Origin of the sequence: Providencia huaxiensis (assembly GCF_002843235.3) — a bacterium.
Taxonomy (GTDB): Bacteria; Pseudomonadota; Gammaproteobacteria; order Enterobacterales; family Enterobacteriaceae; genus Providencia; species Providencia huaxiensis.
On the sequence record NZ_CP031123.2, the window covers coordinates 2,292,332 to 2,305,166 of the forward strand.

Annotated in this window: 13 protein-coding genes and 1 other RNA gene; 9 read left to right on the forward strand and 5 right to left on the reverse strand. The window is 39.4% G+C overall.

The annotated features are described in order from the left end of the window. Positions 1 to 14: 14 nt before the first annotated feature. Together CYG50_RS12340 and grcA are read right to left on the reverse strand one after the other, a co-directional pair. Positions 15 to 1,460, reverse strand: a complete 1,446-nt coding sequence (locus CYG50_RS12340) for a Tle-like phospholipase domain-containing protein (RefSeq protein WP_102137497.1) — start codon at positions 1,458 to 1,460, stop codon at positions 15 to 17. 158 nt (positions 1,461 to 1,618) lie between these two features. After that, positions 1,619 to 2,002, reverse strand: coding sequence for an autonomous glycyl radical cofactor GrcA (gene grcA / locus CYG50_RS12345; RefSeq protein WP_004912835.1), 384 nt, complete (start codon positions 2,000 to 2,002; stop codon positions 1,619 to 1,621). A 378-nt stretch (positions 2,003 to 2,380) separates the two neighbouring features. Between grcA and ung the strand changes: the two genes are divergently transcribed. Further along, complete coding sequence (gene ung, locus CYG50_RS12350; RefSeq protein ID WP_102137496.1) at positions 2,381 to 3,061, forward strand: uracil-DNA glycosylase; 681 nt, start codon at positions 2,381 to 2,383, stop codon at positions 3,059 to 3,061. A 54-nt stretch (positions 3,062 to 3,115) separates the two neighbouring features. On the opposite strand, the gene grpE is transcribed toward ung, so the two are convergent. Then, positions 3,116 to 3,709 (reverse strand): nucleotide exchange factor GrpE, encoded by a 594-nt coding sequence (gene grpE, locus CYG50_RS12355; RefSeq protein WP_102137495.1) that lies wholly within the window; start codon positions 3,707 to 3,709, stop codon positions 3,116 to 3,118. 101 nt (positions 3,710 to 3,810) lie between these two features. Here grpE and nadK point away from each other — a divergent pair, with 101 nt between their 5' ends. From nadK to bamE, 3 genes are all read left to right on the forward strand, one after another. After that, positions 3,811 to 4,710: an NAD(+) kinase gene (nadK, locus tag CYG50_RS12360; protein WP_102137494.1), complete on the forward strand. Its 900-nt coding sequence runs from the start codon at positions 3,811 to 3,813 to the stop codon at positions 4,708 to 4,710. A gap of 86 nt (positions 4,711 to 4,796) precedes the next feature. After that, positions 4,797 to 6,458 carry a DNA repair protein RecN gene (gene recN, locus CYG50_RS12365; RefSeq protein ID WP_102137493.1) on the forward strand — a complete coding sequence of 554 codons (1,662 nt, stop codon included), beginning with the start codon at positions 4,797 to 4,799 and terminating at the stop codon, positions 6,456 to 6,458. Positions 6,459 to 6,570: 112 nt separating this feature from the next. Beyond that, positions 6,571 to 6,963 (forward strand): outer membrane protein assembly factor BamE, encoded by a 393-nt coding sequence (bamE, locus tag CYG50_RS12370; RefSeq protein ID WP_102137492.1) that lies wholly within the window; start codon positions 6,571 to 6,573, stop codon positions 6,961 to 6,963. A 174-nt stretch (positions 6,964 to 7,137) separates the two neighbouring features. On the opposite strand, the gene CYG50_RS12375 is transcribed toward bamE, so the two are convergent. Both CYG50_RS12375 and CYG50_RS12380 read right to left on the reverse strand, forming a co-directional pair. After that, positions 7,138 to 7,434 (reverse strand): RnfH family protein, encoded by a 297-nt coding sequence (locus CYG50_RS12375; protein WP_102137793.1) that lies wholly within the window; start codon positions 7,432 to 7,434, stop codon positions 7,138 to 7,140. Next, positions 7,427 to 7,861: a type II toxin-antitoxin system RatA family toxin gene (locus CYG50_RS12380; protein WP_202981462.1), complete on the reverse strand. Its 435-nt coding sequence runs from the start codon at positions 7,859 to 7,861 to the stop codon at positions 7,427 to 7,429. The genes CYG50_RS12375 and CYG50_RS12380 overlap by 8 nt, the downstream gene beginning before the upstream one ends. 153 nt (positions 7,862 to 8,014) lie before the next feature. Between CYG50_RS12380 and smpB the strand changes: the two genes are divergently transcribed. The 5 genes from smpB (at position 8,015) to CYG50_RS12405 (ending at position 12,835) form a co-directional block, all read left to right on the forward strand. Further along, entirely contained in the window at positions 8,015 to 8,497 is a 483-nt protein-coding gene (smpB, locus tag CYG50_RS12385) for an SsrA-binding protein SmpB (protein ID WP_004265004.1), read from the forward strand. A 48-nt stretch (positions 8,498 to 8,545) separates the two neighbouring features. Beyond that, positions 8,546 to 8,909: a transfer-messenger RNA gene (gene ssrA / locus CYG50_RS12390) on the forward strand. A gap of 182 nt (positions 8,910 to 9,091) precedes the next feature. Continuing rightward, positions 9,092 to 10,333 carry an integrase domain-containing protein gene (locus CYG50_RS12395; RefSeq protein WP_102137491.1) on the forward strand — a complete coding sequence of 414 codons (1,242 nt, stop codon included), beginning with the start codon at positions 9,092 to 9,094 and terminating at the stop codon, positions 10,331 to 10,333. A gap of 295 nt (positions 10,334 to 10,628) precedes the next feature. Continuing rightward, complete coding sequence (locus tag CYG50_RS12400; RefSeq protein WP_102137490.1) at positions 10,629 to 11,798, forward strand: caspase family protein; 1,170 nt, start codon at positions 10,629 to 10,631, stop codon at positions 11,796 to 11,798. After that, on the forward strand, positions 11,795 to 12,835 hold the full coding sequence (locus tag CYG50_RS12405) for a hypothetical protein (protein WP_102137489.1): 1,041 nt from the start codon (positions 11,795 to 11,797) through the stop codon (positions 12,833 to 12,835). The genes CYG50_RS12400 and CYG50_RS12405 overlap by 4 nt, the downstream gene beginning before the upstream one ends.

The following is a 12,835-nucleotide window of genomic DNA, read 5'->3' on the forward strand; positions in this document are numbered from 1 at the left end:
GGCCCGTTTTTTATTTAGCTCATCATTTGAAAAGCTTTATCTCGCATTTGTTTACCTTCAGGCGTTAATAAATCATATTTAATAATGTGGTTACCAAGTATATCCTTACAGTCTAACCCTTTATTATTTTTGATTCGCCAATCAGCCCCATTCTCTAATAATAATGCAGCAACATCGAGAGCATGGCTATTTAAGGCATCGTGTAAAGGAGTATTCCCAAAATTATCTCTAATATTAACTGCTAACCCATTTTTTAATAAAAGTTGTGATTGTACAAAACAGCCATTTTGCGCCGCTAAATGTAGAATACTTTTTTGTTCTCTTGATTGAAACATTTTAATTGTTTGACCATATCGGGATTCAATTAAAATTTTCATAAATTGCCCATTAGCCGTTCTAACTGAGTGTTGAGCCAGAAAATTAATGTCACAAGGTTTATGGCCTAATGATAAAAGTGCTGAAAACTCAGTTATATTCCCTTTTCTTATTGCACTTTCACAACACTCTTGCCAACTCATTTCCTGTTTTTCTTCTTTAATTGGAAACGTTTCTAATGGTATTTCTTTTACCTTATTATATTCACCTGTAATTGCATTCCAATTATTCCATGGTTTATACTTGCACATAACCCTAATAATTTTAAGCATTGAATGAGCAATAAAACTTCTTGTCAATAAACGGGTCGGTAACCAATCTTTCCAAGAACTATGTTCGCTATAAGCCATTTTAATACAATTTCCCAATGCAGAAGGGATCGGTAAAGAGTTTTGTAATCTATCGAGCCAGTCATATTGCACCGTGTAATAGCGTATCAACCCTTCTTGTGCCATTTTTTCAGCAATGTGATAATCAATCCCAATATTATTAATAGTGTTTTTTGCCAACCCTGCAGGACTGAATGCAATACAGGGGGATTGACTCGCTAACGCCGCAATTGAAGCTAGTCCTCCTCCTAATGAATGTCCCGTGCAAATCGTATTTCCATTTACTGCATTGAATAAAATATTCATCAAGTTAACAGCTTGATAATATTGAAACTCATAAAAACCAAGACCTTGACGAATATTACTGTAAAAATCGATAATATCATTAGTACCAGCAAAACAAAGAATATATAAATCATTAAATCGACAGATATTAGCTTGAAATCCTGTTTGATCGTCATTTAATAATTCAGCGTTAATTCCAAGATCATAAATCTCTTTATTATTTAATCTTTCAACTCCTTGTATATTCCGCCAATCTTTATGATAGGCCCCCTGCGATAGTAAAGCTAAAATATAATCGTTTTGTTGAGCATTCCCTCCTAAAAAATCCTCTCTTAATATATTTTTAGGCCATTGTTCTGTTATGCAAGGTTTAATCTCTTGGTGTTCTTGCCGTAAATAAATATTTAAATTTTCTCTAACAAAAACATATTCATCTTTTTTTGATAGTGTTTGTTGTGTAGATAATAACATGAATTCTCCCTAACAAGTGTATTTGTTGGAAGAATATTGAAATACAAATAACCAAGGAGGGAAATAATCAACTTTATTAGTAACAAATAAAAAGCCATTGATAACAATGGCTTTAGAATTTAATATACATTACTAGATGTAATTATATTTAATATTTATTACAAGCTTTCAGTGAAAGTACGAGTAATAACATCACGCTGTTGTTCTGGTGTTAATGAATTAAAACGCACAGCATAACCAGAAACACGAATTGTTAATTGTGGATATTTTTCTGGATTTTTGACTGCATCTTCTAATGTTTCACGGCTCAATACGTTAACATTTAAGTGCTGACCACCTTCAACGCGTACAGTTGGTTTCATTTCTAAAGGAACTTCACGATACTCAAAAGCACCTAATTCGTCTTTAGCAACGATTTGCCCTTCGTTATAATCGGCTTTCGCACAAACACAACGAGCTTCATTTTTTTCGTCATCGAGTAACCAGAACGAATTCAACAATGCTGCATTATCAGTTTTTGTAATTTGAATACCTGTAATCATGTCGACCTCCACGTTCGAGCTAGATTGCATTCGATTTGCTTAATAAATCGAAGCTACATTAACCATTAATCTTATGAAAACTTGCAATTGGATATTTGGTCTAACCAATGTATATAGGTATTTTATACCAGCTAGAACCCCTTTTTTCTTTGATATTTATCAATTATTCCACTTAGCAACTAATTTACTCAGCTCAACTTTATGATTTAAATCAAAATTCATAATTTGTTTTTTTAACTATTTTTATAAAATTTCAATTTTTTTTAAATTAATCGTCAATATCAGGGCTTTATCTCTCCCTCATGAACCAGTAAGCTTATAGCTATCAACTGGTTCATATAATTGTTCCTTCATAAATTCATTGTTATGGAATATTTCATGTCAAACTCCATTACGTGGCACGATGTTATTGGCCCTGAAAAATCAAAATCTTATTTCAAAGAAACATTGGCGTATGTCGCAGAGCAACGTAAAAATGGTAAGGTTATCTACCCTGCTCAAGACGACGTTTTTAATGCATTTAAGTATACCGAGCTTTCCGATATTAAAGTGGTTATCCTAGGACAAGATCCTTATCATGGACCAGGGCAAGCCCATGGTCTCTCTTTTTCCGTACTTCCTGGAATTAAGCCACCCCCATCATTAGTGAATATGTATAAAGAGCTCGAAAAGGATATTGATGGATTTCAAAGGCCGGCTCATGGTTACTTGCTCAGTTGGGCTCAACAAGGCGTTTTACTCCTTAATACCGTCCTCACCGTAGAACAAGGCAATGCCCATTCCCATGCGCATTTAGGTTGGGAAACATTTACAGATAAAGTCATTGAAGCAATTAATGAAAATACTGAGGGTGTGATTTTTTTACTCTGGGGCTCGCATGCCCAGAAAAAAGGTAAAATTATTGATACCAAACGCCATCATGTTCTGAAAGCACCTCACCCTTCTCCGCTTTCTGCTCACCGTGGTTTTCTAGGATGTGGACATTTTTCACAAACAAATGAAATTTTAGCTCAGCAGGGCAAAACCCCCATTGATTGGGCGCCAGTGATTAATGAATAATTTCAGATTGTAGACATAGAAAAAATGGGATACTTATGCATCCCATTTTATCAATTACTTAGACACAATAACCATTGCAGGTCTGAGTAAACGGTTATTTAGCGTGTACCCTTTTTGCATCACATTAATCACATGATTAGCTTGGTGATCAGGTGACTCTATCATCGTCATCGCCTGATGAACTTCAGGATTAAATGGCACATTCACTTCACTTACAGGCTCAATACCGAACTTAGCCACGGCATCTAAGAAGGTTTTCAGTGTTAAATTTAGCCCTTCTAACATCGCTTTAGACTCTTCACTTTCATGGTCTGCAGCATCTATTGCGCGTTCTAAGTTATCAATCACTGGTAATAATTCATTTGAGAATTTTTCCAATGCAAATTTATGTGCTTTCTCGATATCTTGCTCAGTCCTGCGACGAATATTTTCAATTTCGGCGTGTGCACGCAACATTGCTTCACGTTCAGTTTTTTGTGAAGCCTCTAATTGTTGCTCAAGCTCAGCAATACGCGCGGCTAACGCTTGTTCGTCTGCTTGTAATTCATCAGCTTGTTGAACGTCTACTTCTTGCTCTACTTGAACTTTTTGTGATTCATTTTGCTCAGAAGCTTGCTCATCATGCATGTTTTGGTCTTTACTACTCATGAATATCTCCGCGTATTTAGCATTAATCCCATATATGAGAGTATTATGGGGATCTAATACAGGGATTCAAGGGAAGTCATACAATCAGAGGCCAAAAAAGTATGCGAAAGGACAATAATACACCACCAACACATTTTAAAACGATAGGCATTGTCGGGCACCCTAGGCACCCTGAGGCATTGGCAACTCATGAATTAATATACCATTGGTTAATTTCAAAAAATTATCATGCCATTATCGATAAACAAGTTGCTAAAGATTTAAAATTAACTAATGCCAACACTGGGACATTAACTGAAATAGGCCAACAGGCTGATTTAGTTGTCGTCGTTGGCGGTGATGGCAACATGCTTGGTGCTGCTCGTATTTTATCTCGGTATAATAATAAAGTTATTGGTGTAAATCGTGGTAATCTCGGTTTCCTTACTGATTTAGACCCTGATAACGCATTACAACAACTTTCGAGTGTTCTTGACGGTAAATATCGTGAAGAAAGACGTTTTTTGCTCGAAGCACAAGTTATTAAAGCTAACCAAAAAGCACGTAAAAGCACCGCAATTAATGAGATTGTTCTCCACCCTGGCAAAGTTGCGCATATGATCGAATTCGAGGTCTACATTGATGAAAAATTTGCCTTTTCTCAACGTTCTGATGGCTTGATTATCGCCACACCAACGGGCTCTACAGCTTATTCTCTTTCCGCAGGTGGCCCTATTTTAACCCCAAACTTGGACGCGATTGTATTGGTGCCCATGTTTCCACATACCTTATCCTCAAGACCACTGGTCATTAGCAGTGACAGCAGTATTCGGCTGAAATTTTTACGAACAAATATTGATTATGAAGTCAGCTGTGATAGCCAAATCATGCTTCCTATTCAGGATGGCGAGGAAGTCATTGTTAAACGTAGTAATAAAAATCTTAATTTAGTTCACCCACAAGATTATAATTATTTCAATACGTTAAGTTCAAAATTAGGCTGGGCTAAAAAAACTTTCTAATTTTTTCATTCTGCCTCTTTACTGTATAAAAAAACAGTCATACACTGTATTAAAACACAGGTGTGTATTTTCACAGGAGAGCGCAGATGCTTACCCAACTAACAATTAATAATTTTGCAATCGTACGTGAATTAGAAATTGATTTCCGTAATGGTATGACCGCCATAACCGGTGAAACAGGTGCGGGTAAGTCTATTGCTATTGATGCACTTGGCCTGTGTCTAGGAAATCGGGGTGAAGCCAATATGGTACGCCCTGGTGCACAACGTGCTGACCTTTGCGCTCGCTTTTCCTTAGTAGATGCACAATTAGCTGCCAATTGGCTTACAGAACACCAACTTGATAACCAAAATGAGTGCTTATTACGTCGTACTATCTCTCCAGATGGTCGCTCCCGTGGCTTTATTAATGGCGTTTCAGTTCCTTTATCACAACTTAGAGAACTAGGCACATTGCTGATTCAAATCCATGGTCAACACGCACACCAGCTCTTGCTAGATAGCTCTCATCAAAAATCCTTGCTTGATGCCTATTCCAACCAGCGAGAACTACTGGTTCAAATGAAAAAAGCATGGCAAACATGGCATGATTCCTGCCAACAATTAGCCGTCTTTCAAAAGCAGGTGCAAGAGCGTGAATCTCGGCAGCAACTGCTGGAATATCATCTGAAAGAACTAAACGAATTCCGCCCTGTTCAAGGAGAGTTTGAAGAAATAGACCAAGAATATAAGCAACTCGCTAATCATGGGCAGTTTTTAGCTATTGGACAAACAACAACGCAAATACTATCCGAAAATGATGATTCGAATGTTATTAGCTTATTAAATATGGCAAAAAATGAATTGACTGACTTGGTTGCTCTCAATCCTAAATTCTCAGAGTTACTTGATATGCTTGAAGAAGCATCAATACAAGTCAGCGAAGTCAGCGATGAAATCAAGCACTATTGTGACCAATATGAGCTTGACCCTAATCGCTTGTTTGAACTGGAAAAGCGTATCTCCAAACAAATCAACTTAGCGCGTAAACACCATGTCACACCAGAAGCCTTACCTGAATTATTTCAGCAATTACTAAGCGAACAAGAACAGATAGCCAATCAGAATGAAGACGCAGAAGTCTTAAATGCACAAGTACAAGCAAATCATCATACAGCTCTCGAATGTGCAGAACGCTTACACCATGTACGCCTACACTATGCCCAAGAGTTAAGTACACTAATTACCAATAGTATGCATCAACTTTCAATGCCTCATGGCCTATTTACTATTGATGTAAAATTTATACCTGAACAACTACAAATCGATGGTGCCTGTAAAGTAGAATTCAATGTGACAACTAACCCAGGACAACCACACCAAACGCTTGCTAAAGTTGCATCGGGTGGTGAATTATCACGTATAGCATTAGCTATCCAAGTCATTACTGCTAAAAAAATGGATACCCCTGCATTAATATTTGATGAAGTCGATGTCGGTATTAGTGGACCAACCGCAGCAATTGTAGGGAAGTTACTACGTGAACTAGGTGAGTCAACGCAAGTGATGTGCGTGACACATTTACCACAAGTAGCTGGGTGCGGCCATCATCACTTTTATGTGAGTAAAGAGACAAACGGTGTAGAAACAGAAACTCACATGCAATTACTGGATAAAAAATCCAGATTACAAGAACTTGCGCGTCTTCTTGCTGGTTCTGAGGTAACAAAAAATACGCTTGCCAACGCGAAAGAGTTACTTGCAGCATAATTTTTGACAACTTTTTTATGCTTATGTGGTCTTAGAGTCGATAAGGAAGGTTTTAAATTGTATCAATGTCGATTATCATTGATGTTCTGACTCCAAAAGGAATGAGATATCCATGCGTTATAAATTGTTAACTGCTGCAGCACTATCACTCGCATTAATGTCTACGGGCTGTTCAATGATGGAACGTCTTGTCTATCACCCGGACATTAACCAAGGTAATTACCTCACAGCGAAAGATGTTGCTAAGATCCAAAAAGGAATGACACAGCAACAAGTCGCTTATACTTTGGGCACGCCAATGTTATCTGACCCGTTTGGTACTCAGACTTGGTATTATGTTTTCCGCCAAGAACTTGGTCATGACCCAGTTCAGCAAGAAACTTTAACTCTGATCTTTGATCGTAATGGCATTCTGACTGACATCAAAAACGAGAAAAATCTTGCCGCGCAGGAATCAATGGAAGCCGCTGAAACAAAAGTATCAGAAACTAAATCCGCTGACTAACCATAAGACACTAGGGCCACCTAGTATGATAATAACAGCCTGTCTTTTGAAAAGTTATTCAGGCGGGTTGTTATTATGAGAGCCTTTATTATAGATTTATTTAATCTCATTTTAACTAAATAAATTTCAATAAAAAAACCGAGCTTTTGCTCGGTTAGCTACAATAGAATAAAGTTACTTATTTTTAGCTTCTTTAGATTTTTCGGCTCGTTTACGCCTTAATTCTTTTGGATCAGCAATCAAAGGTCGATAAATCTCAACACGATCCCCATCTTGCACTAAATCAGTCAATTTAGCGGGTCGGCTATAAATACCAATCTTGTTTTTTTTAAGGTCAATATCATCCCTAAGGGCTAGGATGCCAGAAGCAAGTATTGCTTCTTCTATTGTGCTACCTTCTTTAACTTTAACTGATAACAAAAATTGCTTTTCAGGAAGCGCATATGTCACTTCAATGTTCAGCTCAGACACTGTAAACATCCTTTGCTCTTAAAGTGAAAGCTTGTACCATATTATTTGCTAATTCTTTGAAAACTTTGCCAAATGCAAGCTCTATCAATTTATTTGTAAATTCAAAATCAAGGTGAAATTCGATTTTACAAGCATCCGCACTTAAAGGAATAAATCTCCAACCACCCGCTAATTTACTAAATGGCCCTTCCACAAGTTGCATATGAATGCACTTGTTATCTTCTAGCACATTTTTTGTGACAAAAGTTTTGCTAATGCCTGCTTTTGACACCTCAACAGAGGCGGTCATCTCTTCAGAACTATGACTAATAATTTGGCTACCGACACACCCTGGCAAGAAGCTTGGATATGAAATAACGTCATTAACGAGTTTATACATTTGTTCTGCGCTAAACGGAACTAACGCAGAGCGGCTAATCTGTGGCATATCAATTCCTATCCCCAAAAACTGAGCGTATAATACCACCTTTGATTGGTTAAACAAAAAACAAAACCCACATAGGGCAAGATTTGCACAATCAAAAAAATATCAGCTTAGAAAGATTTCTTTCAACTCAGCTTACAGTATAATGATTGCACTATGACAAAGAAAAAACCATATAAACCCGGTTCAGCAACAATTGCTATGAACAAGCGTGCTCGCCACGAATATTCTATCGAAGAGGAGTTCGAGGCGGGTCTATCCCTACAAGGTTGGGAAGTTAAATCACTCCGAGCAGGCAAAGCCAACATTGGAGATAGCTACGTTCTTTTAAGGGACGGTGAAGCTTATTTATTCGGTGCAAACTTCACTCCACTGACAGTTGCATCATCGCATGTTGTATGCGACCCAACTCGTAGCCGTAAGTTACTTTTAAATCAACGTGAATTAGATACACTCTACGGTAAAGTTAATCGTGAAGGTTATACCGTTATTGCACTCTCCCTCTACTGGAAAAATGCATGGTGTAAAGTTAAAATTGGTGTTGCCAGAGGTAAAAAATCTCACGATAAACGTTCTGACATTAAAGAACGTGAATGGCAACTCGATAAAGCACGTATAATGAAACATTCTAATCGCTAACCTCTAGCTTTATAGAGTATTTTTCTGTTATACTGCGCTCAACAACTTGGGGCTGATTCTGGATTCGACGGGATTTGCGAAACCCAAGGTGCATGCCGAGGGGCGGTTGGCCTCGTAAAAAGCCGCAAAAAAATAGTCGCAAACGACGAAAACTACGCTTTAGCAGCTTAATAACCTGCTTAGAGCCCTCTCTCCCTAGCCTCCGCTCTTAGGACGGGGATCAAGAGAGGTCAAACCCAAAAGAGATCGCGTGGATGCCTTGCCTGGGGTTGAAGCGTTAAATTTAATCAGGATAGTTTGTTGGTGGCGTGTCTGTCCGCAGCTGGCAAATGAATTTAAAGACTAGACTAAGCATGTAGTACCGAGGATGTAGAAATTTCGGACGCGGGTTCAACTCCCGCCAGCTCCACCAAATTATCTTCTAAGGACGTCCAAAGAAGACTGAAAAGCCCGCTAACTCAATGAGTTGCGGGCTTTTTTATGTCCTGCGCAGTCTGATGTCACCTAATTAAATCCAATCATCTTAGGCACCTTGATAGGCACCTCGTAACCTTTGTAGTTTTTGAGGTGCCTAAAAACAATGGAACATCAAAAATGGCAAGACAAACCAAACCATTATCCGCAAAAGAGATCGATGCAGCAAAGCCAAAACAGAGTGATTATGTCCTCTATGATGGCGATGGATTAGAGCTATTGGTTAAATCCAATGGCAGCAAGCTGTGGTCATTTCGCTACATTCGACCTCTCACTAAGAAACGAGCTAAAAAGAGCCTAGGCTCTTACCCTGCCGTCAGCCTTGCTGATGCACGTAGTTACCGCCTTGAAGCAAGAACACTACTCTCTAAGCAGATAGACCCACAAGATCACCATAAAGAGCAGATCCGTAACACCTTAGAAGCTAAGGCAAATACCTTTCAACTAGTTGCTGAACGTTGGTGGGAAGTGAAGAAGTCCACCGTAACCGAAGATTACGGTAATGATATTTGGCGTTCACTTGAACGAGATGTATTTCCCGCCATAGGCGATATCAGCGTTACCGATATCAAAGCACATATATTGGTTCAAGCAATACAACCAGTTCAAGCTAGAGGTGCGCTAGAAACGGTTCGTCGCCTATGTCAGCGTATCAACGAAGTGATGATCTATGCTCAAAATACTGGCTTAATTGATGCCGTACCGAGTATCAATATTGGCAAAGCTTTTGAAAAACCCAAGAAAAAGAATATGCCAAGTATTCCCCCTGATCAGCTACCAAAGCTCATGAAGACAATGCGTACAGCTAGTATTAGCCTATCCACTCGATGCTTATTCATGTGGCAGCTGCTTACCATATCCCGCCCTGCCGAAGCCGCTGAAGCCCGTTGGGACGAAATCAACTTAGAGACTAAGGAATGGAAGATACCGGCTGCTAGAATGAAAATGAACCGTGAGCACACTGTTCCATTATCTGACGCTGCTTTAGCTATCTTAGAACTAATGAAACCACTCAGTGGTAATCGTGAGTTTATCTTTCCTAGCCGTATCAAGCCTACCCAACCAATGAATAACCAAACCGTCAATGCTGCATTAAAACGTGCCGGATTCGGTGGTGTATTGGTTTCTCACGGTCTTCGTTCAATAGCCAGTACCGCACTCAATGAACAATGCTTCCCACCTGATGTTATCGAAGCCGCCCTCGCCCACGTTGATAAAAATGAAGTTAGGCGTGCTTATAACCGCAGTGATTATCTAGAGCAAAGACGCCCTATGATGCAATGGTGGGCTGATTTTATTGAGGAAGCTGATAGAGGAAGTATTATTGAAGGTGGAATAAGAGGGATATCGCTAGTTGGGTGACTTGTGTACCAGCTCAAATTTGAGCTGGTACTAATAGTAGTACGAAGCTATACATCATCTAGATGTCAGTTCTGTGCCAGAAGCAGACCTTCAATGTGTCTGGAAACTAGGGGACATTCAGACGAGCATAGAGTTTAAAGATACACTTACTAAATAAAATGCCTCATGTACCCATAATAGCCCTACCGTAGATAAACTTGAATAATATCAGCTAGCCCTGATAACTAAGATAAAGTAAAATTTCACAATTCAAGGCTTTACTGAGTCCAATATCAATCAAGGAGTGGCTCGCCGAATGACAGCAGTTATAGATGATAGCTTAAACTCACCCGGAACCCATGCGCTGATCATTGGTGTAAGCGCGTATGACTATCTGATGGGCTCTAGTGAAGGGGAATGTAGTGAGCAAGGCTCAGATTCTGGCCTCAGACAACTAAGTGCGGCCGCAAGATCTGCTTCCCAGTTTGCGACGTGGCTGATGACGAAATATCGACGCAAAGACTTTCCGCTTCGGAGTTTACGCGTACTTTTATCGCCAGCGACTGAAGACGAAGTAGGTGTAGCCCTCAAAGATCATCTTAGAGATGATTCAATCCCAACAAGGGAAAATGTATCAACCGCATTTAGAAACTTTAAACAGGCTGCAGCAAGAAACCCGAATAATATCGCAATCGTTTATGTGGCAGGACATGGCGTTCAATTTACTAATACTGGCGCAGTACTCCTATTAAAAGATTTTGCCCATCCTGAGCATGAGGAAGAACGATATAAGGGGGCTGTAGATATTAGATCCATGCATGAAAACATGACGTATGCTAACGTAGCGCGGAGTCAGTTTTGGTTTGTGGATATATGCAGGCAAAGAGCTCCGGATGCTAAAGAGTTCGAGGAATTAGCTGGCGTACTAAAATTCAACATACCTGTCAAGACAAGTAGTTCTAGTGCGGCCACATGCTCTCCGCTATTTCTATCAGCATCATCGGGCGAGCAAGCGTTTGCCAAACCTGGAAAGTTAACCCTTTTCTGCGAGGCTTTGATGTCTGCTCTTGAAGAAGGTCATGCTGCTTCCTCCGATGGGGAACGCAGTTCACCATGGCTAGTGTCAACTAGCGGATTGCAGATGTATCTTCGAAAAACTGTAGAATCGTTAGCTGCCTGTCATGATGAAAAACAATTAATCGAATGTACAGGGATTTTTAGCGATGAAGTCTTTCATGAATGCGAAAAAGCTCCAAATGTAGATTTAACAATACAGATCAAAGACGGCTTACCTGGGACCCACTACAGTGCAAAATTGTCTCAACTCAGTAGAGTTCTTTATGATAATCATACAACATGGCCGCTTCGTGACAGTATACCTGCGGGTATTTATAAGATAGAAGTTACAACTTTAACCACTAATGAGAAAGACTCCGATAATCTCAGACTTTTGCCTCCAAGTCGGATAAAGGAACTTCCACTATGAATGGGATCGAAACTAAAAATATAAATCTTAGTATTAAAGTGAAGTCTAAGTTTAATTTCGGCGGACGATGTACGAAAATCGACATCCGAGATAGTGAACTGATTCTTGTTGAGAAGCTCACTACAAGAAGAGAGTTCAATCTCCCCCCAGGACTATATGAAGTTAGCACATTTCTTGGTGATGGAAAGAGAGCATCGCAAATCGTTGAAGTATTCGAATCACAATTAACTGAGATAAATTTAGAGCCAGACCTTGATTATCAGCCCGCGCCTCCAGAAGATGACAGCCAATTTAAGAAAATTGAGGAGTTGAATCAGGATGATTCACTGGGTTTGACTATCTTTGATAAAGATACTGACTTTACTATTTATCCGGCTAGAAACTATTGGATCGTACAGCATAAAGATGCAATGCAAAAGATGCCTATAATAACACTTGAAAAAAACGGGTCGTATATTCAAGCTAGTCTCCCTATTAGCCAAGGCCATCGTTTATCCGTTACTTGCCATGTGAAACAGGCCTTGAATTCGAAATATGGGCACGTAGAAATAAACATCTCGCAGTCTAGAGGGATGGCTTTTGGCTTGGAGTGCATGCTTAAAAGTGGGCAAATCATGAATGCAGCTGAGGTAGCTTCTAATGCGCTTGAAGCCTTGATAAAAAAATACACGGACCCTACAGGAGCAACACTTGCAGCACTGATTCTTTACAAGACGTGCCGACTAGATGAGTCGAGCATAATACATTTAATCGATTTGGCAAAAGAACATGATTGGCTACCTGATGCCAAAATAATATTAGCTCTATATTTCGCTCGCATTGGCAAGTTAGACGAATCAATGCAACTTGCGTGTGAAGCTAGCGAAAAACGCATTCTTTTAACTGAGTGCTTTTCATTATTATTGGATCTTCTTCGTTATTTACCAGATACAAAATACGATGAAAAAAGAAGTGAAGCTCTCGCACGTTTAGCGCAAACCGCGCCACTCGTAATTTGGAAGTCTATGTATCTAACAACCAGTATGGCCGGAGATTAA